This is a genomic window from Akkermansiaceae bacterium, from assembly GCA_024233115.1.
In the GTDB taxonomy this organism is placed as follows: Bacteria; Verrucomicrobiota; Verrucomicrobiia; order Verrucomicrobiales; family Akkermansiaceae; genus Oceaniferula.
The window spans coordinates 210,932-232,741 of the sequence record JACKQB010000006.1; the positions used below are offsets into that span (position 1 = coordinate 210,932).

At 55.3% G+C, this 21,810-nt stretch carries 15 protein-coding genes; 4 read left to right on the forward strand and 11 right to left on the reverse strand.

Annotation, left to right across the window (positions count from 1 at the left end; genetic code table 11):
* Window positions 1-60 precede the first annotated feature (60 nt).
* Window positions 61-1,692, forward strand: a complete 1,632-nt coding sequence (locus tag H7A51_17020) for an NAD(P)/FAD-dependent oxidoreductase (protein ID MCP5537921.1) — start codon at window positions 61-63, stop codon at window positions 1,690-1,692.
* On the opposite strand, the gene H7A51_17025 is transcribed toward H7A51_17020, so the two are convergent.
* Window positions 1,624-3,957: an MMPL family transporter gene (locus H7A51_17025; protein ID MCP5537922.1), complete on the reverse strand. Its 2,334-nt coding sequence runs from the start codon at window positions 3,955-3,957 to the stop codon at window positions 1,624-1,626. The genes H7A51_17020 and H7A51_17025 overlap by 69 nt on opposite strands.
* 310 nt (window positions 3,958-4,267) lie before the next feature.
* The gene (locus tag H7A51_17030; GenBank protein MCP5537923.1) at window positions 4,268-5,362 is read right to left on the reverse strand and encodes a transposase; all 1,095 of its coding nucleotides are present in this window, start codon (window positions 5,360-5,362) and stop codon (window positions 4,268-4,270) included.
* A 261-nt stretch (window positions 5,363-5,623) separates the two neighbouring features.
* Here H7A51_17030 and H7A51_17035 point away from each other — a divergent pair, with 261 nt between their 5' ends.
* The 3 genes from H7A51_17035 to H7A51_17045 all read left to right on the forward strand — a co-directional run bounded on the left by H7A51_17035 (window position 5,624) and on the right by H7A51_17045 (window position 7,677).
* Window positions 5,624-5,971 carry a hypothetical protein gene (locus H7A51_17035; GenBank protein ID MCP5537924.1) on the forward strand — a complete coding sequence of 116 codons (348 nt, stop codon included), beginning with the start codon at window positions 5,624-5,626 and terminating at the stop codon, window positions 5,969-5,971.
* On the forward strand, window positions 5,856-6,929 hold the full coding sequence (locus H7A51_17040; protein ID MCP5537925.1) for a transposase: 1,074 nt from the start codon (window positions 5,856-5,858) through the stop codon (window positions 6,927-6,929). Before H7A51_17035 ends, H7A51_17040 begins: the two co-directional genes overlap by 116 nt.
* Window positions 6,930-7,026: 97 nt before the next feature.
* Window positions 7,027-7,677 carry an outer membrane lipoprotein carrier protein LolA gene (locus H7A51_17045; protein ID MCP5537926.1) on the forward strand — a complete coding sequence of 217 codons (651 nt, stop codon included), beginning with the start codon at window positions 7,027-7,029 and terminating at the stop codon, window positions 7,675-7,677.
* Window positions 7,678-7,682: 5 nt separating this feature from the next.
* On the opposite strand, the gene H7A51_17050 is transcribed toward H7A51_17045, so the two are convergent.
* From H7A51_17050 to H7A51_17090, 9 genes are all read right to left on the reverse strand, one after another.
* Window positions 7,683-9,110, reverse strand: a complete 1,428-nt coding sequence (locus H7A51_17050; GenBank protein ID MCP5537927.1) for an acyl--CoA ligase — start codon at window positions 9,108-9,110, stop codon at window positions 7,683-7,685.
* A 22-nt stretch (window positions 9,111-9,132) separates the two neighbouring features.
* Window positions 9,133-9,747 carry an acyloxyacyl hydrolase gene (locus tag H7A51_17055; GenBank protein ID MCP5537928.1) on the reverse strand — a complete coding sequence of 205 codons (615 nt, stop codon included), beginning with the start codon at window positions 9,745-9,747 and terminating at the stop codon, window positions 9,133-9,135.
* Window positions 9,748-9,878: 131 nt separating this feature from the next.
* Window positions 9,879-11,381: an arylsulfatase gene (locus tag H7A51_17060; GenBank protein ID MCP5537929.1), complete on the reverse strand. Its 1,503-nt coding sequence runs from the start codon at window positions 11,379-11,381 to the stop codon at window positions 9,879-9,881.
* 6 nt (window positions 11,382-11,387) lie between these two features.
* Complete coding sequence (locus tag H7A51_17065) at window positions 11,388-12,809, reverse strand: alpha-L-fucosidase (GenBank protein MCP5537930.1); 1,422 nt, start codon at window positions 12,807-12,809, stop codon at window positions 11,388-11,390.
* 56 nt (window positions 12,810-12,865) lie between these two features.
* Window positions 12,866-14,404 (reverse strand): sulfatase, encoded by a 1,539-nt coding sequence (locus H7A51_17070; protein ID MCP5537931.1) that lies wholly within the window; start codon window positions 14,402-14,404, stop codon window positions 12,866-12,868.
* A 34-nt stretch (window positions 14,405-14,438) separates the two neighbouring features.
* Window positions 14,439-15,722: an MFS transporter gene (locus tag H7A51_17075; protein ID MCP5537932.1), complete on the reverse strand. Its 1,284-nt coding sequence runs from the start codon at window positions 15,720-15,722 to the stop codon at window positions 14,439-14,441.
* A 45-nt stretch (window positions 15,723-15,767) separates the two neighbouring features.
* Window positions 15,768-16,565, reverse strand: coding sequence for an SDR family oxidoreductase (locus tag H7A51_17080; GenBank protein ID MCP5537933.1), 798 nt, complete (start codon window positions 16,563-16,565; stop codon window positions 15,768-15,770).
* A gap of 108 nt (window positions 16,566-16,673) precedes the next feature.
* Complete coding sequence (locus H7A51_17085) at window positions 16,674-20,825, reverse strand: sulfatase-like hydrolase/transferase (protein MCP5537934.1); 4,152 nt, start codon at window positions 20,823-20,825, stop codon at window positions 16,674-16,676.
* A gap of 172 nt (window positions 20,826-20,997) precedes the next feature.
* On the reverse strand, window positions 20,998-21,702 hold the full coding sequence (locus tag H7A51_17090; GenBank protein MCP5537935.1) for a PEP-CTERM sorting domain-containing protein: 705 nt from the start codon (window positions 21,700-21,702) through the stop codon (window positions 20,998-21,000).
* Window positions 21,703-21,810 lie beyond the last annotated feature (108 nt).

Consider the following 21,810-nt stretch of genomic DNA (forward strand, 5'->3'; position numbering starts at 1 on the left):
CCGGAGAGATGAGCGGTGGTCTGCACCTATCACTAAAGGAAAAAATAAATAAGATCAACCATGCAAACACTCGAAAAGGGGTCCGGTAAAATGGACGGCAACATGTGCTGCAAACAAAAGCCCGGCCCTGTCGCAAAAGGTATCGACCGCAGCACCGACTATGATGTCGTCGTCATCGGCGGTGCCTTCTCGGGTTCATCCTCGGCCATTTTACTCAAACGCCGCTTCCCTGATCTTAGAATTCTCATCGTCGAGAAATCGGAGGAGTTCGATCGCAAGGTCGGCGAAAGCACCTCCGAAGTCTCGGCATGTTTTCTCACCCAGGTGCTCAAGGTGGGCGCTCACTTGTCCTTGAAACACGTTGGCAAACACGGTCTACGCATGTGGTTTTATCAGGAAAACGATGATATGCCCGGAGACTCCACGGAAGTGGGCCCCGCCTATCAAGGCCGACTCCCAACATTCCAACTCAACCGCATTACCCTGGATTCCTACCTGCTGAAAGAAGCGGAAATGTTAGGGTGCGATGTCGCCAGGCCCGCCAACATCAAAAACATCGAGCTCGGCGGTGTGGGGAAAAATACCGTGAGTTATAAATCCGCCGACTCCGGAACCCACCAGGTTTCCGCCGGTTGGGTGGTCGATGCCTCGGGCAAGGCTGCCATCTTGGCACGGAAACTCGATACCCTGAAGATGAACACGGACGCCCACCCGGTGTCGTCAATGTGGACCCGGTTCAAAAACATCTGCGACCTCGACTCCACCGAAGCCCATGAAAAAATGCCCGGACGCTGCCCCTGCGTCAAAGCCCAGCGGGGTTTTTCCACCAACCACCTGATGGGCTTCGGCTGGTGGTGCTGGATCATCCCACTCGACAATGGCGAAGTCAGCGCTGGCCTCACCTGGGATGAACGCCTATTCACGCCACCAGCAAACGGCAGTATGTCCGAGCGCCTAAAAGAGCATCTCCTCAAACACCCGGTGGGACGTGTCATATTCAAGGATGCGGTGGCGGTTGAAAATGACAACCGCTACTACAAAGGCCTTCCCTACTACAGCGAGCAAATTGCAGGCGACGGCTGGACCATCGTCGGGGACGCCGGCGGTTTCATGGACCCACTCTACAGCCAGGGTCTCGATTTCTGCTCACACACCGTTTACGGCTCATACACCCTCATCCGCCAATACTACATGGGTGAGTGCATCAAGGAGGATATCCCGATGCGCAACAAGGAATACGTCAAAAGCTATTTCTACTGGTTCGATGCCATCTACAAAAACAAATACTGGTACCTAGGCGACGCCGAACTGATGTTTGTCGCATTTTTGTTAGATATCTCCACGTATTTCATCGGCCCCGTCAGGCTGGTCTACCACGACCAGGATCTGGAGTTCGGCAAAATGCCCTACTCAGGTTTCGCCGGCCATGTGTTTGCACGCTTCATGCGCTTCTACAATCGCCGCCTCGTCACCCTCGCCAAGAAGAAGATCAAGGCGGGGAAATACGGGGCCAAAAACCTGCACCATGCGTTTATCACCAAAAATGCCTTCACCCCGGGCAATGGCACCCTTAAACTCATGCGCCAGGGAATCTGGCTCTGGGTCCGACTCGAATTCAGGTATCTATTCACCAGCCCTGTCACCAGCGAGCGTGAGCCGTCGACGATGACCCCCATGCCAGAAACTCCATAATCCGGGTATCACGAACAGGCTAAGTGCCATCGTCAACAAGATCCCCACACTACACAACAGGCCCATACTTCTAAGCACTTCGTTCGAGGCAAACAGTAGTGATCCAAAACCAATCGCGGTGGACAGACCACAGAAACAAATCGCCTTGCCGACGCTGTTCCAGACAGCAGCAAAGTCACCATTCTGTCGGCGCAACGCAAAGATCAGGTGAATGCTGTAATCAATCCCCGCACCCACCACCAGCGGGATGGCCACGCCACTGAGGAAGTTCCACGCCTGCCCTGTGAGCACCACCAGCGCATTCACCATCACCAACGCCGTGAGTAACACGATGATGGCAATCAGCGTTTCCCTCCATGAACGGAACACGATAAACAAGGCCAGCAACAAAATCCCGGCCGAGGGAATGAATATCACATAAAAATCCCTCTTCACATGCGGCAAGAGAATCGACTGTAAAATACTCCAGCCCGTGACACTAACGCCCTTTTCCTCCAGCCCGGTAAAGGATTCCAACATCTCCGGTGTCAACGCACCCACCAGCTTCATCCGGCCTGAAAAATACGCCACTCCCTGGTCGTCGATATCAAAAAACGCGCCGATCAGTGGATCGTCCGCACACGCTTTGGCCAGTGCCTCCGGCTTAGACGGCACTTGCCCCAATGCTTCTAGAATTTGCTGATTCAGTGACAGTCCCTTGTCTGTAAAACCAGCCCCTGCAGCCGTTGTAAGTAACCTGTGACGTGAATCAGACAGCTTCTTGAGACGACTTGCATTCACCTGATAGTTTTCTTGGTTAGGAACCAGATCATGGGGCCATTGGTAGGCATCGATGGAGTTGTCTTTTTTCATCCCCTGCAGCGAGACCTGCATCTCCGCCGCTTGCTGACTCACCAAATCGAGTGACTTAGCCGAGGTCAGGATGACCGCATTCTGCTCGGACCAGGCAGAGAATTCCTTCTGTAAAAGCTCAAATGCCGCCGCCGCCTCACTCGACTCCGGCTCGATCATTTTGAGGTCCATGTTCACTCTGGGAGCCCCCTTGGTTAGAAACAGCACCCCGGACCCGATCAATACCACCGCTAACAATACGCTCACTTTTCCTATCGATGGAAACCATGGTTTAATCAACCTGCTCGCCGGCTCGGCAGGAAATTTTTCCAGGAAATAGGGAGCAAAAACGAGCATCACTCCCGCCCCGGCAATCAGCCCGATGACGATCAGCCCCCCCAACTGTTTGACGCCCGTAAAGGTGCTCATCATCAACACGCCAAAGACAATGGCCGTGGTCAATGCTGCCCACAGGACACTTGGCCCCACCATTTTCCTCAGCCCGGCAGCCCCTCCCTCCGAGTGGGACGATTCACGGATGATCACCACCGCATAGTCGATCACCAGACCTAACAGGATGGCGGCAAAACCCACACTCACCAGATTCAGAACACCAAAAATCCACCCCCCCATCCCGAGTGTAATTAGAAAGGCCAGGCTCAACAGCACCCCGATCGCCAACAGCTGGGAAAAACTTCGCTGTGTCAGTAAAAACAACAAGCCTACCAGCAGCGTTGTCATCGTGATCGTGCCACTCATATCGCGCTCCATCCCCGACCCGATCTCCGCGTTATAAACCGGCCCACCGGTTAGTTGAAAATCCAGGTCAAACTCCTCGCGCTCCAACCAACCAGCCACCTCGGACCTGATGGTTTCAATCCACAGCGCATCATCCTTGTAACCGATGGACGATTCGTTTTTCCGACTGACCAGTAAGATCCGGGCCTTGCCATCGTCGCTCTGGAAATCCATGTCGCTGTCCAGCAACGATTGTAACCCGGGGTGCTGAAGAAACCCCATCGGGTCGTATGCCGACATCGTCGCCTGCTGTTGGTCAAACGAGTTCTGCAAATCCTCCTTTACCTCGACGAGGTGTTTTTTCAGATGCTCCTCATTTTCCAACCGAGCCATCAGCGCCGCCACATCCTCCGGCGGTGCGTAACTCCACATCCTTGCCACCGACTCGGCAAAGAGCCCGGGATCTTCCTCGAAAGCCGACTTGTAAGCGACCTCCGCATCCGGCCACCGCTCGCGTAAATACGCCGCCAGGTCACCTGCGTCCTCCTCTTCGATTTCCTCATCAGTCGATTGCAAAAGCACAATCACCTGCCTGTCCTGCGCAAAGTGTTTCTGGAAATCCTGCAGTGCCTTCACCGATGGCAAACTCTTCGGTAACACCTCGAGAATATCCGTCTCAAAACGTAGACGCGTCAACCCAGCCCCCGAAAGAAGGATCACCCCAAGAAGTAAAATTGTCAGCCATCGCTTTCCGGACACGCGGTCACCCTAGAGAAAGCAATGCAGGACGGCAACACCGGAGATTAAATGTGTGTTGCGGGAATACCGCCATCTGGTTGACCCCAAGCAGGTGAAAATCCATTACACCCTGAAACGCGCGTTTGGGCGAACTCAATGATGTTCCGGGCAATATCTTCGCATGGAAGGCAGAGATGCTGCGGGTTGCGGGATGACAACCTAACAGACAATACCGTTCTTTACGTGCTCATGGCTCCTCACCCCTCACTCAGCCCAGGGCATCCTTGCGCAGGCTTCTCATCGAATAGAGCCGCGTTTCCTTTTTCCGCCATCCGACGCCCCGTATCGGCCGGGCTCCGTCCTTGCGGGTTCCGCTGAACCACTCCCTCGCCTGGGCAAAGGCTTCGTTGACAAAGCTTTTACTCCCGAAGGTCACGCCGTCGCTCAGATGCCGGACCTTGCAGCGCAGCGTCTCGCCCAGCGTCAGCTTGCCGCCCCCGGCCAACACGCGTTCCACCTGTTTGCGTTTAAACCCCTTGCGCACCCGCTTGTGCCCGGTGCCTGTTTCCCTCTGATCGGTAAACACCTCCTCACCATCGGAGAACAGCATCACGCGATACATCCCAGCCACTTCGCCATGCCAATCAGGAAGCCCCACCCCGGTGTCGTCGCGCTGCTGCTGGGACGCCGTGTGTTTTTGCATCACCCGGCACAATCCGGCGCGCGCCTTGCCGTTGTTTTCCGACCCGACGGCCTCGCCGTAGGAACACCACTTGTAGTCCCCGGGTTCCTCCACCATGCCGGCCCTGACCGGGTTCAGATCGATGTAGGCCGCCATCACCCGGGCGGCATACCCGCTCTCCACCAGCACACTCTTGAACCGCCCCTCCCACAAGGTTCCCCTGCGTCCGTGATGGCCGTTGAACCACTGGGTGAAGCGTTGTTTCAGCCCCTTCATAAAGAAGGATAGATCGTGCATCCGGCGTGTGTATTTCTCCTTGAGCTCCTCGGCGGCCTTGTCCGAGCCCCCTTCGCGGAGGAGCTCCAGCATCTGCCTCACATCCAGGTAATACGCCCTTGAGTAGAGCTTTTTTATTTTCACAAGGAACAGCTCGTCGGACATCGAAACAGCGGCATCCCTCACCTTCGGAGGGACCTCGACAAGGACATGGAAATGGTTGCCCATCACGCAATAGGCAAGCACCTGAACCCCGCAGAACTCCTCGTATGCACGCATCAATTTTACAAACACCCCCTTTTCCCTGGGGCCGAACTTGAAGTCCCGGTCGACGACGCGGGAAACGCAGTGGTAAAGGCAGGGGGAGGTCTCGGCCGACGGCGGAATGAAGCGTTTCTGTCTCATGGCGAAGAGATATTGGCAAACAACAGGGTTAAGTCAACTTTTCTTTATATAGGGACAGGTCTTTTGTGGAAGCAGGATCGGTGTTAGAATATTAGGTGTAAAAAATTAGCGTGGCGGGGTCTTGTTCGAGCTGTGTTGCGAGCACCGAGGTTGATTCATGCTGGGTCGTTCAAGCTCACTTTGCGTCTGTTAGCTCGCGAGAGGATAAATAAATGCATTTACCGCTTGATTACAGGGTCCTGACCCGCAAAAAAATTATTCATGGCCCATTTACTAACAATAACATCCGAGACTTACCGCCGCTTCCGCCAACCCCTAACATGCATCCTCGACAAAGCAGAACACCAGCGTTGCTGTCCGGTGGTCGGGGATCACGACTGGATCGATACAGGCATCTTCCGCGTTCTCGACAACGAGCCCTCCGGGCGCGCCTTTCTCCAGAGTCTTTTTGATTCCAGTGGCGGGGAAGCAGGGCTCACCCCCGCCCAGTTCTTTGACGCCCTCAAGAGCAGGCGTCGGCGCAGCCACCTCCGTAGCCTTCTCGACGAGTATCTCGCCACCGCTCCGCGCAACCATCCATCCCATCCCGGCAAGCCATGCGGCCCTTGATGATTTTGAGATTTTCGCGGGGGACGGCCACTTTCATGCCGCCGCCTCCCATGACCAGCGTGATTACAAGGGAAGGAAAACAGCCGTAGGCCACCTCTACACACTGAACCTGCGAAACTTCACCTGTAATCACCTCGCCCTGAGCAACAAGAAAGAAAAACGGCGGACAAGGAAGACCGAGAAAAACCACGACATCACCCTGCTCAAGTCCCTCGACAGAGAGCTCCTGCGCCAAGGCGCGCCAAAGGGAAGGAAGGTCATCTACGTGTGGGATAAGGCCGGAATCGATTTCGCCCAGTGGTTCAAGTGGAAGCAAGCGGGCGGCATTTACTTCCTGAGCCTTGAAAAAGACAACATGCGCCCGGTGAGTCCGATGCCCCTTGGGTTTGACACCGCGGATCCGGTTAACGCCGGAGTAATCAGCGACGAACTCGCAGGATACGGCGGCGGAGTCATGCTGCGGCGCATCACCTACCGCTGCCCGCAGAGCGGACGCGACCTGGTATTGCTGACCAACCTGACAAGCTCAAGCTTCCCGCCGGGACTCATTGCCCAGCTCTACCGCATGCGCTGGGACATCGAGAAAATCTTCGATGTGTTCAAGAACAAGCTTGGCGAGATAAAGGCATGGGGGAGCACGGAGGCCGCGCGGGAGATGCAGGCCCTCTTCATCACCCTGAGCCACAACCTGCTGACACGCTTTGAGGAAACCATCAGGGAAGAAGAGGGAATCGAGAACACAACAAACCGCGAGCGGATGGACAAGCGTCTTGAGCAGGCGCAAAGTGAAGCCAGCCAGTTAGGAGGGGAGTTGCCAAGGCTATACAAAGACTGGCAGAGGCTTAAGCAGACGGGCGTGACCTTCATCCGCTGGTTAAGAAATCAAATTTTCAAACCGACTTCGTGGGTGCAGTCCTTGCACCTGTTAAGGCAAACCTACGCCATTTTTAAAGCATGATCTTCTAACACCGATCGGAAGCAGACCTTTTGTAGAAGCACCTCTCCAATCCAGATTAGCGGTTGATCGGCCCAACCTGCTGGAGTAGATACCCCTCATGATCAAACGTCGCTGGATACTCGTCGCCCTGCTCTGGCTCGCCCTCTACCCTGCGTTCGGTGCCCAACATGACCTCGAACCTTTGAAAAAGGCACTCGACCGGCAGGCGAAGCACCGGTCGGTCCAGGTCCGTTTGCGCCAGACTAAAAAACTGCCCGCACTCAAGGAGCCGGTCATCAACACCGGCCAGCTCTGGCTGATTCCCGGCAAGTCGTTCAGGTGGCAAATCGGCGACCCGAAGGCGAGCACCGCGGTCTACGACGGGACACGGGTTTACCTGCTCGACGAAAAGAAAAAAACCGCCGTCGACCTCAGCCCAAGCGACCGCAAGGTCAAACCGCTGCTGATCATGCTCGGCATCGGGGAAGGTGCCTCGTTCGACTCGATGATGGAGGCCTTCAATGTCTCGGGTGTCAAAAACGACGGCACACGTTACGTCATTGTCCTCGTCCCCAAGTCGTCCAAACTCAAACGCGCCATCAACCACCTGACACTCCAGGTGAACATGAAAAACTCCTTCCTGGAACGCATCGAGTGGTCGCAGCGCGACGGCACCCACGCGCTGACCGAATTTTTCACCCCCACGGTGAACAAACCCCTACCGGAATCCATCTTCTCCATCAAAAAGGAAGACTACACCTGGAAATAAACTTGTTAGTGTCGTTTCACCTTGCCGCTTGGGGTCAGGTCGATGTGATCCACCGCTTTCATTTGCAGCGGAATTTTATAAGCAGCAAGACGCGGCTCACAAAACTTGATAAGCTCAAGCATCGAGGGAACGGAGCAGCCTTCCTTGCAGATAAACTCCCCTACGGGAAACCCTCCAAGCGTAGGATGACGCGCCGCAAAAACACGACTCCGCAGTATCGAGGGGTGCTCATTGAACGCCGCTTCGATCTCCTCGGGAAACACCTTCATTCCGCCCACATTGATCACACTTTTGCAACGGCCACGCATCATCAGCGTGCCGGGTAGCACTTCCTCCACAAGGTCCCCTGTGGCAAACCAGTCGTCGTCACTGATTTCCGCCCTCGTCTGCCAGGGTGATAGATAGGCATCAAACATCCCCGGCCCGCGCAGCAACAGCTCCCCGACCCCTTTGTCCTGCTCATAGTCGCGGATCTTCCACTCATAGGCCGGTAGTACCTGCCCCAAGGCTGTCGGCATATCCTTGGCATGCTCGAGATTCAAGATCGGCAAACCGACCTCGATGATACCCAGCGCCTGTGTCAGTGGCAGTTGAAAACGCTTTTCAAACGCCTCGGCCACGCCGTCACTCAGCGCGGACGCGGTCGATACAGCAAGCCTCAAAGACGGGAGATACCCGGCTTCTCCACACTGTGCCAGCTGGGCAAAATGGAACGGGCTGCCGTACAGGATGTTGGCCCCCGCATTCTTCGCCGACTGATAGATCTGGTCTGGCTGATGGCACGCCTCTATCACCGTGGTCGCGCCGAAATAGAGATACAAGACTATCGATACCGCAAAATGGTGCGCCATCGGCAAGGTCCACAACACACAATCCCCGGGCTGGATGCCGAGTGCATCGTTGGCCGACCTGATTCTCGCCAGCAACGATTCATGGGAAAGGATCACCCCCTTGGACGCTGCCGTCGTCCCCGAACTGAACCGGATAAACGCCGGATTGAGTGCATCGAATGCCTGCTCGGAGAACCCACATGTTGGATTTTGACACCCCCTCACCTCGGCCCGACCAAGCCCCAGGGGCAGGTCGATTACGCTGTCCGGATTTCCAGATTCGACCCAGGAAACCACCCCGTGAAGTGCCGTCTCCCCGATGAGCTGCTCCCTCTCGCATCCGGTCAGCTCGTCAGGAATGGGTACAAAACACGCCTTGGTTTCCAGCACGGCCAGTGCCACGACGATGTATCCAAGTCCGTTCGGAAACCGCACCCCGATACGTGGAACGACGGACTGGTGAAAGGCCGGATGGGCCAATAGCTGGTTCCTTACTTGTGCGACGGCGTGAAACAATGCGTCGAAGGAAATATCATTCCCGCCTTCGCGGATAGCCACGCGAGAGCCGTGAGCCCGTCCTTTGATTTCATCGACGATGATCATCCCTCTACAGCGGGTTATTTGACTAGAAAGAAAAACTCACGCCCATGGTGAAACCCAGGGCATCGACGCCGGGGTTGGGGTCCGTGGCACCCCGGTTAGAAAGATGCTGGAAAAACACCCCTCCATACACACCAAAATCCTGGTCAAACTGATAACGCAAGCCACTTTTGGCAAACCAGTTGTAGGTGAAGTCCTGCCCCTGGCCACCGGGCACATTGGTGCTGTTGGTCAGACCGAAACCACCTCCGACGGCGGCGTAGACCGACCACTTGTCATCCGCCGACCACCATTCGATCGAAGGAGCGCCTGAGAGACCGATGTAATAGTCCTCGGGGCCATGCTGGACCCAGTCGGCGATCACCGACACCTGGTTGCGGAACAGCAGTTTCGAGCCACCGGAGAAATCCTTTTTCCAGACGTACGGACTGCGCCAGGAAAACTGGGTGGGTACAATGCGGTAGGGAATCGGAGTGTTAGAACCTACGTTCCAGATCAGTCCGGTTTCGACATCGAGGGTGTGACGTTTCCATGAGACCACCCGGGGTGCATCGGTCACGACGGTTTTTTCCTCGGCACAGAAGGCACCGGAGCCAGTCAAGGCCAAGACCAGCAGGGAGATGGTAATAGGTGTTTTCATTGTCTGGGTTTAAAAGCTCGTCGCCACTTTGATGGCACACGCCTTCCGTGACCAGAAAATTCCTCTGTCACAGAAGGTGCCAATCGCGACACCCCCGGCTTCTACCCAAGCACACCCCCCTGCGGCGTGCATCACCTCTTCATGCCTTTGCGGATATTGATGACTTTGATATCGTTCTTCTGGTCGGGTCCGTCGGTACTACGGCCCCGCTTGACGTCGGACTCCAGCTGGGCAATCAGGCGCTCGACGACTTCGGGGTGGCTTTTGTAGAGGTTTTTCTGTTCACCGGGATCGGCTTCCATGTCGTAGAGCTGAGCCGGGGAGTTGTCGGACATTTTTTCCCTGGTCCAGCCACCGGAGGCTTTGGTGAGCAGCAGTTTCCATTTCCCCTGACGATAAGCAAACTGGCCGCTCACAGAGTGGTGCACAACGCCTTTGCGGGTGGAAACAATCGGTTTTCCTTTCAACGCTGGCGCAAAACTCACACTGTCCTCGCCCGCATTGTCGGGTAGTTTGCCCCCCGACAGCTCGGCACAGGTCGCCATCAGGTCGGTCAGGCAGATCACCTCGCCGCTGGACGACCCTGCTTCGACACCGGCTGGCCAGCGCACAATGAAGGGCACACGGTGGCCACCGTCCCAGATGTCTGATTTCGACCCGCGGTAGTGTGCATTGGGGAAATGCCCCTGTTTTTTCAGGCCGGGAATGTCCGCGACCTTCGAGCAGCCGTTGTCGCTGGTGACAATGATGATTGTATTGTCTGCCAGTTTGGCAGCATCCACGGCATCGGTGATCCGGGCGACGACGGCATCGGTCTGCATGACAAAGTCACCGTAGAGTCCGAGCTTGCTTTTCCCCTTCCACTGATCCGTCGGGATGATCGGCGCATGGGGTGAGGTCAGTGGCACATAGAGAAAAAACGGCTCGTCCGCTTTTTGCCGTCGGATGAAATCGGCCGCTTTTTCCCCGATGGTGTCGAGCACATCGACCGCCTCAAAGTCGGCGTGGGCCGGCCCCTTGCGGTGAAACGCCTTGGTGGTTGTGCACTTGCCGACGAAGTGGTCATTGTTGATAAAAATGTACGGCGGCATATCCAGCGAGGCGGCGATGCCATACCAGGAATCAAAGCCGAGATCGACGGGACCACCGGTGATACGCGCGCTCCAGTCGACCCCGTCAACGGCGGCCTTTTGCCCTTTGGTCGGCTTTCCATCCGGGGAGCGGAGACCGAGTCCAAGGTGCCACTTGCCCACCATCGCCGTTTTGTAACCCTGCTTCTTCAAAAGCCCGGCAACGGTGAGACGATCCTTGGCGATGAGCGGCTGGTCGAAACCGAACAGAACCCCGCTTTGTTTATACGTGCGCCAATTATAACGCCCGGTCAAAACGCCATATCGGGTCGGCGTGCAGACCGATGAATTGGAATGCGCATCGGTAAAAACCATCCCTTGCTCGGCGAGGCGGTCCATGCCCGGTGTGGGGATTTTTCCCTGCTTCGGATTGAGTGCCTGGACATCACCGTAGCCGAGGTCGTCGGCCAGGATGTAGATAATGTTAGGTTTACCGGCACCGTGTGCCGTGGTGGATACGAGACAGGCAATGGCCAGCCCCATGGATTTTAATCGGTTTTTCATGATTTTCTACTTTCTAGCTTCCTTCACGGCGCCTGGAAGTTTGTGTTCACCGGCACCTTTTCTACCGCGAATATCCGTATGGCGTTTCGAGCGAGTGGTGTACCAGTGGTACTTGCCTTTTGCATCGGGATCGGTGGCGATGGCGGCACCATACTCCACGGCGATCACGGTATTGCGTGCATCCGGCGCTGTTGCAGGAACTTCGACCCTGGTGATGTGACCGCTGGCGTCATAAGTAACGGGAAGAGGTTTTTTCTCAGCATCTGCTAGAAAATAGGCCTTGGTCGGCTTGCCGACGATGCCGTTAAATTCGATCCCCTCCTTCTTCCACTCCAGCACATGGAGATAGACGGTGTTATCCTTCTGCGTCATCGCTCCCCACCAGAAATCAAAATCAACCGGAGATGGCTTGGTGCCGTAAATTGATGCGCCATTGACTTCCATCCACTTCCCGGCTGCAAGCAGTCGCCCGGATTCCTCGGGAAGAATATTCCCTTTCGGATCGGGGCCAACGTTGAGCAGAAGGTTGACACCACGGGCGGCGCAGAGTGCCAGGAACTCAACGATGTCCTTCTCACTTTTCCAGGCGTCATCGGTCCGGTCGTAACCCCAGTTGTGGCGCATGGTCATGCAGGTCTCGGAATCGACCTTCATACGTTCCGCAGGCAGCATCCGGTCGGGAAGCGAATTAAAGTCGGCGTATTTCTGTTTTTCCACCGGCACCTTGCGGCTATAGAGGCGGCTGCAGATCACCGAATTCGGCTGCAGTTCACGCACCCTTGCCCCCTGGGCATCAGCCTCCACCACATTGTTACCACCGACGTCAAACCACAAAACGGCCATGTCGCCATAATTCGACAGCAGTTCGTCGAGGTTTTTCTCAACGAGCTTGAGGTATTCTCCATTTGTCATGGTGCCGGGATTTCCTCTTCCCCGGCCGCGGTGGTACCAGTCCTTGAACTGGGAGTAATACACACCGAATTTAATCCCCTGCTTGGCGCACTCGTCGGAAAGCTCCTTGATGATGTCGCGCTTGAACGGAGTGGCATCCATTACGTTGTAATCGGTGGCATCGGTATCAAACAGGCAGAAGCCATCGTGGTGTTTCGAGGTGATAACGATGTATTTCATACCTGATTTCTTGGCGAGAGAGACCCATGACTTGGCATCAAAATCCGTTGGGTTAAACTGGGGGGCCAGTGTATTACGGTATTCCGCGCCCTTGATTTTCGCGCTGTTCATCAGCCATTCCGCGCTGGCGCCACCCTGCTCCTTGCCGTAGTCCCTGCCTTTCCATTCACCTCCGGCAACGGTATAGAGGCCCCAGTGGATGAACATGCCGTAGCGGGCGTCACGCCACCACTCCATGTGGGAATCTTCCTTGGGTTCTGCACTGGCAGACGGGGACATCAACATGAGTGACGCCATGGCAATGGTTAGATATTTCGTTTTCATAGGTATTATCTTATCCGGGGTGTATTCTGTTAGTTCTTCAGTGATGAGCTGGGGGGAAGCGGCACCTTATGCTGCCGCCTCCATGCGATCAGTTCGTTCTCGAGTTGCTTCGCTATCTCAGGGTGACTTTTCGCCAGGTCCTGACTCTCCTTGAGATCCTGCTCTGTATTGTATAACTCGATCTTACCGTGTTTCAGAAACTGGATCAGCTTCCACTTGCCTTTGCGGATGATCGAACATGGCGGGTCTTTGTAGGTGCTGGCGACATGCCAGAAAATCGCCCGATCCTTGAGCCCCTCCCCCTTCATCAGAGGGAGCCAACTGGTGCCGTCCAGGGTGCCGGTGTAGTCGCGGATTCCGGCCAGTTCCAGGAAGGTGGGAAACAGGTCGAGTCCCTGGACCGGGGTGTTGTTTCTACCGGCGGCCACCTGTTGCGGCCAGTTGACCAATGCCGGCACACGCAGGCCGCCGTCGTAGACATTACCTTTCGCACCACGCAGACGGGTGTTGCGGCTTTGCAACCCGTTAAAGCCGTTGTCAGACGTAAAGATGACCACGGTGTTTTCCCGAAGGCCCGCTTCGTCCAGGTAATCGAGGATACGTTTCACGTTGTCATCGATCGACTTGATCATCGTCGCGTAAGCAGCGATCTCCTTTTTCTTTTTAGCTGGCCCCATCCCCTGACCGGTTGATGAGTCACCTTTTTTTTTCATGAAATGGGCGAGTAGTTCCTGATTGCGCGCAACCGATGGCCGGTGCGGGGCGTAGTAGTGTAGGTTGACAAAGAAGGGGCCGTCTTTGTGCCGCTTGATAAAATCAATCGCGTCGTCTGTGAGACGGTCGGTCAGCCAGCTGTCACCGGGTTTGTCTTTGATAAACGGGTTCTTGAACGGAGCCACATAGCCGCCGCCCGGTGCGTTGTAGCCTTTCGCGTAGCCGCGCGACGGGTCCCCCCACCAAGTGCCACCGACGTTTTCATGGAAACCACGACCCGTGGGATAATACTTCTGGATCGCCGGTGTCCGATGGCTTTCCAGCCAGCTAAAGTCGCCGTTATTCGGCTGGTTCAGCTTTTTCTTAAACGGGAATCCGGTTTCCTGACCGGGGTATGGGCCCACGATATGCCATTTTCCGAGATGGATCAGTTGGTAACCCGCCTCCCTGAGTGGCTGGGCGAAGACGGGATGCTCCTCGCCAACTGTCCACTTGGAAAAGATGTTGTCGTTGCCATTCCCTTTTTCCAGCGCCGGCACGGTATAGCAGCCGGTGCGGAACGATTGTCTTCCCGTCAGGATCGCCGCGCGGGATGGTGAGCATGTGGGATACATGAAGGTGTTTTCGAGCACCAGACTCTCCTTGGCCAGGGCATCCAGATGGGGCGTTTCAAAGTACCTGCTGCCCATGAAACCCACGTCCTGCCATCCCAGGTCATCCGCTAGAATAAAGACTACGTTGGGCTTTCTTCCGTTGCTCTCCGCCGGTGCTGCGCAAACGATGCCCGGTCCACCTAGAATGGTTGCAAGCCAACATCCTGCCAGGAATGAGAAATACCGCTTTGATCGTAGCATTGGTTTCATATCCATCTTACTGATATCCTGTCATTTACACGGTGTGAGTGTCCTCTTCCGTCAAGGACTCCATGTGGTCATGTCTTTTTCCCAGATAAACACCCACCGCGCCCCATAACCCGGCAACAGCCGCGGCGATACAAAGTATGGATGGCACTCCCAGGTTCAGCCAACCGTCACCGAGAAGTGCCAGCACCCAAATCCAGAACACATCCCCACCTCGATAAACGGCGACATCGATAATGGGTTTTGTCTTGAAGCGTGCTTCACGGTCGACCGCCGTAAACAGGATCTCACGCCCCGGGCGGGTGATTGCATAATTACCTGCGCGTCGGACAACCTGCAGGACCAACACCAGCAAGACCGCAGGATTCATACTCAAAAGCAACAGCAAGCCCCCGACAACAAAGGGCACCACGGATAGCGTTGTCGCCATCCCAAAATGCCGCGCAATCCGGTTGGTTGCGAATACCCCGATCAGAATGGTTAGAATATTGGTCGCCAACTCCACACCACCGAGTAACTCACTGCGATCCCCCCGACTGAACTCAACCAACAGATTTTTCTGGGTAAAATACAGAAAGGCACTGATACCAGTAAACAGGAAGATAAACAAAGCAATACCAATGAGGCCTCGATGGGTGATGAATTCCTGGAAGCCTGAAAAGGGATTGTTGCTAAGTGTCGGCGTTGCCGTATCCGAACCCTCTTTTTTCTGAAAGTAGCGGTTGAGCCATGCGATGAGAGGCAGGGTCAACATCAGTACAAACGCAGTAACCAGCAGGATGTTTTCCTCATTCATGCTGTGAGCCAACCAGATCACCAACAACGGGCCGACAATGGCTCCAGCACTCGCCCCGGTATTAATAAAACCGAAGATTCGCTTACTCTCCGATTTGCTATGATGATGGGAAATGAAACTCCAGAAAACCGAGATATGAAACAAACTAAAGACACTGGTCCAGACGTAAAACACTTTTCCTAACATCGACACCGACACCCCGCTCTTATAGGCTGCAAATATTGACAGGAAGCTCAGTGAAAAGAAGACAAACACACCTGGCACCAAGACACGCAACCGAACCCTGGAGGCTAACAGGTTATAGATCGCAACCGCAATCGTTGATACAATAAAGGTGTAGGTCCATTGCCGGGCCAGACTTACATCCCCCCAGTCACTGGGAAGCGCGTCCCTGACTGGCTTCATGATCATGTATGATGCCATCAGCAGGAAAATAAACAGAAAGGAAACGAGCGCCGCCTTCAGTTCATGCTGCCTGATTTGCGTGAGTCGGGTAAGTAGGTGTGCGGTACTCATTGATGAAAAATCCGGTAATTATGGCAAAATCTGGTGTATGTTTCCTTACCAAGGCAACTGTTTGCCGTCGTAATACCAGAATCCACCGTCGTGTTTTTTGGTGAGACTTTCAATCAATTCCTTCACCAGTTTCATGCTTTGGTCAGGGGTAAGCTTGGCACGGTCACCGCCCATGTCGGTTTGGTTGTGCCCGGGGGCGATGGCTACGACGATAGTGTTGCCGAGGGCCTTGTCCACCGACATGATTTTCACCGCGCGGTTGACGGCGGTCTTGCTGATCCGGTAACCGTAGGCTCCGGCACTGCGACTCTGGTTGATGATGCCGGACCGACTGGAAATAATCACCACCTTCGGCTGCTTCGAGGTAAGCAGATTGGGCAGCAGTCCTTGGGTGACAAAGATGGGTCCGGCCGTGTTGACTGCAAAGCAATCGAGCACCTCGCTACGGGTAAGGGTCTTGAGCGTGGCTGACTTTTCCCGGTTGGTTCCGAGGCCGAGGGTAGGGCCAAAGTATCCGGCATTATTCACCAGGATATCGATGGTCTTGCCGTTCAATGCCTTGGCAAGCGCCTTGATGCTTGCATCTGAAGTGACATCCAGTGGCAGCACCTCATCGGCCACTTTTTTGAGGTCGGTGGCTTTTTCCGGAGTCCGGGCGGTGCCGATCACATAGTAGTCATCTGCGGCGAACTGCTTGCTCAGAGCCAGCCCCAGGCCTCGATTGGCACCGGTAATGAGGACGGTCCCCTTTTTTGCCGCTGGCTCCGCCCGGCTGTCAGTAAGACTGCAAAGGAGGACAACCGCGAGCAGGGATTGGGTAAGGCGACGTGCGTGGATTAACATGGGTTTTCTCATAGTGATGTGGTGATAGGCTGCCTGGACCAAGGATCAAAATTTCTCAGGTTTATAATACCACTGGTGTTGACCATTTTCATACGTCTAACAAATTATTTATTCTGCCCACCTGATCCGCCAGAACGAGCGATCACCGCTGGCATCAACAAAGACGTCATACGAGGACGATGGAAGAAAGGGTATATTTTCGATGACCGTCCAATCCATCAGATTGTAACTTCTTTCGACGATATAGCTCAGGCCCGGGGTTCCATTGAGCCTGAGTGTGGCGTTGCCACCGGACAGGGATGATGCCGAATCCATCCCGAGAGACAAATTCCGGGGTGTGGACTCGCGCTCAAACTGGATCGAGCTCTTCAGGGCGACCTCATCTCCGGTCGCATCACCATTGCTGCCGATCACAAAACTGATTGTATCGTTTGCGGCCACTGCCAGGTCGGTGATATTGAACGTGCCATCAGCTTCCAGAAGGCGGCCGTTGGCACCCGTCGCGTTAAAAAGCTGGGTGTTGTTGTGGAAAACATAGACCACAACCGAGTCATCGGTTGTTCCCCCGACGAGATCACGGAAGCTGCCCGAGATCTTGGCGCGGGTCTTGCCGAACGAGACATCATTTTCATCGATGGTGTAGCGCACGATCACAAAGTCGCGTGCGGTGTCACCATCTGTAGCGATCAGCATATCCGTGCCTGCGGTGCCGGCATTTCCGGAGTTTGCCGAATCGATGACATAGCTACCCGCAGAAACACTGCCTATCAACCCGGCTGTGCCAGTACCCGCAAAGCCCGTGTTTCCTTGCGTGCCGACCGTTGAACCAGCCGTCATCGCCACCTCCGCACCACCGGTGGCCTCCGAGGCGTTCAGGTATTGCCAGCCATGCGGCAAGGTGGACCCATTGATAAAATCACTGGCCGTATTGACCACACTGCCTGCTCCCATACGCGTCAAACCCCGGCCCTTTTCCGCATCCGACAGGCTGTTCCAGTCGGGCACGTAGCCATAGTCCGAATCCAGATTGACAATCGTCGGCACTTCGGAAAAAAGGGTGCCCGTGCCCCTCTGGCCGGTGCCCATCACCAGGGAGCCATTGACTGGGTCCGCATCACCGAGTTCAAGGCGTATCGCTTCGGCGAGGGCGGTCAGTTCATCAACGATGGCCTGGTTCGAGGCCGCCACATCGGTGGTCTCACCAGGGTCGGAGGACAGGTCATAGAGCGAGTAGCTGGAAGGCGGCGGCTTGATCTGGTCCCACCAGGGTAATTGATACTCGGTGCGCGGCAGGTGCAGTTTCCAATCCCCCTTGCGGACACATTGCAGATTATCACCCGAGTAGTAATAGAAAGGTGCATCCGCGGCACGCGCAATGGGTTGATCAGTCAACAATGGAACCAGGCTGGTGCCGTCATAGACCCGGCCCGCATCCAGTGGTTCTCCAACCAGTTCGGCGATGGTCGGAAACAGGTCCATCGCCCAGACCTGCGGCGAAGCCAGCTGTGCAGGTGTCAGCACCTGACCTTTCCAATACATGATAAACGGAACCCGGTGCCCACCCTCCCAAGTAACGTATTTGGAGCCTTTGAAGGGGGCGTTTGCATAACTGTCCGGCGGTACCGCTCCGTTATCCGAGGTAAACACGATCAGGGTGTTTTCCAGGATACCGTTGGCCTTCAGTTCCGCTACAATCTGACCGACACTCCAGTCGACCTCCTTGATCACATCGGACCGGGTGCCATTTCCAGTAGCACCGTCAAAGGCATTCCCCTCGGTGTAAGGAGTGTGCGGATAGTTATGCGGATAGTAGATGAAAAACGGCTTGTCCCGGTTGTTCCTGATGTGCTCCCGGATACGCTGGGTGTACATGGACGTCAGGGTGTTTTCAGGAAAGGAAGCGTGGGCGACCTCGGTCTCATCAAAAAGCTCCCCGCCATTTCCCCAGGTTCCAAAAAAGTGGTCAAAACCCTGGTTGTGGGGAAGGAAAATCTCCTCAACCCCGAGGTGCCATTTACCGACCATAAAGGTTTTATAGCCTTTTTTCCGGCACTGCTCGGCGATGGTGATCTCATCCGGGTCGAGTCCCAGGAACCAATGGTTCTGATTCGGGTGGTTCACCGCCATGGGGATTCCGCAGCGTGAGGGATAGGCACCCGTTAGAAATGCGGCCCTCGATGGCGAGCAGACGTTGGATGGTAATAGAAAAGTGGTAAACTTCAGACCGCCTGATGCCAGGGAATCGATATTGGGCGTGTCGACCTTGGTCGCGCCATAACAACTGACATCACTATAACCCATATCGTCCATCAGGATGAAAATCACATTAGGCCGGTCCGTCGCCGCCCGTGGGGAGCTCGGCAGGCCATCCCGGATCTGGAGATCGTCGAGCCAGAAGCCTTGGTTACCGGTGTTAGAGCCGCTTATCTCCCAGCGCAGCGACGTCAGGGTTTGTGCCGCATTGAGGACGGGTCCATCCTGCGGGGTCAGACTTGAACCACTGAAGCTTACCTGTCCGTTAGAAAGTACAATGCGGAAGTCCTGTAGACCTGAAGGGATGGAGGAATCGGCAATCCAGCGCAGCGGCGTGAAGCCCATGGACTCGTCGCCATCGCCGGTGGTGACGGTGATGGTATTGAGTGCGTTGTCCGGATTTGATTCATATTTCAGCCGGAAAACCTCATCGGTGCCGTCATACCCGATCAGGGTGAGGTGTTTGTCCCCAGCCGCAGAAGCCCGGGTAGCCAGCATCTGGAAATCAATCGAGACTTCGTTGCTTGTAAAATCGAGACCACCGTCGTCTATCGCCAGCTCAACGTAGTCGCCCTGCGCCAATGCGCCGTCCATGGCGAAACGGAAACCGTCTGCTGTGTCTGCGCCAAACTGACTGACTGTGGCAAGTGATGTATCCCACGTGCCGCCAACCGTCATGTTATCAAGGTCCGTCTTTGTAACAACACCATCCGCCTGGGTTGGTTTAAAATAAACGGTCACCCCGTCAGGAAGAGCCGGGCCTTGGGCAGACGGTGGAGGTGTGTCGGTGGCCACAAGTGCCAACTGCGCCACACCGGACTGGCGTACGTTATCGGTGAGGGTCACCGTCAGGGTCCCGCCGCTCGACGTGAGGCTTTTTAAATCGATATAACCACCAGCGGCGGTGCCGTCGGCGACCTGGGACTCGCCACTGGAGGATGTCCAGGTCGTTGAGAAGTTGCTGCCATTCGAGCTGCGGGCAATCCCTCCCGACAGGTCATAATACAGGCTGTCGTCCAGACCGGTGAAGGTCAGCGTAATCGTGTCGTTACCCGCGCCGTTGTCTCCGCCTGTGCTGAGCAAGCCGTCCGCATAGACATCCGCATCGCTTGCATCGATATGGCTCAGCCCAGCTGTCGACGCGACATTGCCGCCGTTGTCAAAGGGAGTGGTGGCCGTCACCGTTAGATCCACATCGACAGCAGCACCATCCGAAAAACGCACCAGATCCGTGATGCTGAGCTGGCTGCCGTGGATGACGTTGTAGTTGCCATTCGGAGTGGTCGTTCCGAAATCAACCCGGATCACATCCCCCAATGCGATGGCCGGCGCCGTGGCCGCAACCGCCTCCAGCGTCAGGCCCGCCACCGTAACGTGCTGACCATTGGTATTACCCGGCCGAATCACATGAATCACCAGATTACCACTCCCGTCGGTATTGAGTCCGGACAGCGTGCCGTAACCGACCCCGCTGGCGTCCGTGGTGAAGGTTTGCCCGTCCGCCTGCCAGATTGCATTGAAGTTGGCGTTGTTATTGTCGAAACCGCCGGTGAGATTGTAGCTCAGGCTGTCATCCAGCCCGGTGAAGGTAAGAACGAGGTGGCCCCTGTCACCCGAACCATCAATCACGGTATCACCACCAGTGAGGCGCGCACCGTCGGCATCGTTCGAGATGATCCAGTCGCTGTAGATGGTGCTGTCGGTCATCAGACCAGCCCCCTGGGAGCCGTTGTTTCCTGTCGCCCGACCCGTATCCTGGCCGGACCTGTTGGTAACACTGAAGCCCACGCCTGTCACCGAGCCACCCGCTGTGTCGACCAGGGTTCCGGAAAACGATTCGGTGGCTCCGTTCGCGATCACCACATCGGTGTAGGCATTGAAGTTCGCGCTGGGGACGGGTGCGGTCGTACCGAAATCGATGCCGATGGTTTGACCGGGAATGATGGCCGCCCGGGCGGACGGAATAGCCGATGCCAGCAGCAACAAAAAACAAGAGGTTCGGTTCATTTTTCCTGGATGATGGTTGTTGATACCTTTGAAGGACTACAGTAGCTGCACAGCATAAATGCGGTTCGGGATGATTGAAAAATTGTGTCAATGCGAAAGCGGGAAACGAGCCAACTCGTTTCCCGCCCGAAGGTTTTTTGTTTTCCGTTGTCGGAATGAGCGCTTGATCAGCCTACTTCCTGCGACGCAGGATCAGCGCCAGACCGCCGAGGCCGAGGAGGGCTGTGGTCGATGGCTCGGGGACCGCTGTCAGAGTAATATTATCCACAGCGACATGACTACCATCGATGTTATTCCGGCGAATCATGTAGAATGAGATCTTTCCACTGCCATCGGTGCTGAGACCAGTAAATGAGATTGATGCCAAATTGGGGCCTTGGGTATTCGAAACATTCCCCACCTCTTGCCAGAGAGCGGAAAAATTATCATTGTTTGAATGGACCGCTGAAAAATCATAGGTCAAAGCATTGTCCAACCCAGTGAAAGTCAGAGTGGCATAAGCACGATCACCCGATCCATCGATAACTGCATCTCCGTCCGTGATACGACCAGTGCCGCCAGAATCATTGGAAATCCATTGTGTCTCAGCAGCAGATGCTGCCTCACCGGCATTGTCGCCAGTCATGTTGGTAATACTGAAATCGACACCAGTGATGTTGGCACCAAGTGTATTACGCAGCACACCGCCGTTGAGTGCGTGCCCAGAGAATGCTGTGGTCGCAGTATCAGCTGTATCCACAGTTGTGAACGCATTGTTTCCTGTCGCCGTGGTCCCGAAGTTGATTGCGATGACATCACCCGCAACTATTGCAGCACCAGCTGCCCCAGTCAGCCCAGCGGCAAGTGCTAACCCTGTAAGTATGTTCTTTGTTTTCATAGTATGTTTGCTTTCTTCTTGTTAAGCATCGCACATTAGCGACGTTCAACCGCAACATACACTACTCAAGACATGTTTGCATATCCCCTAAAAAGGGTATTTTTCATA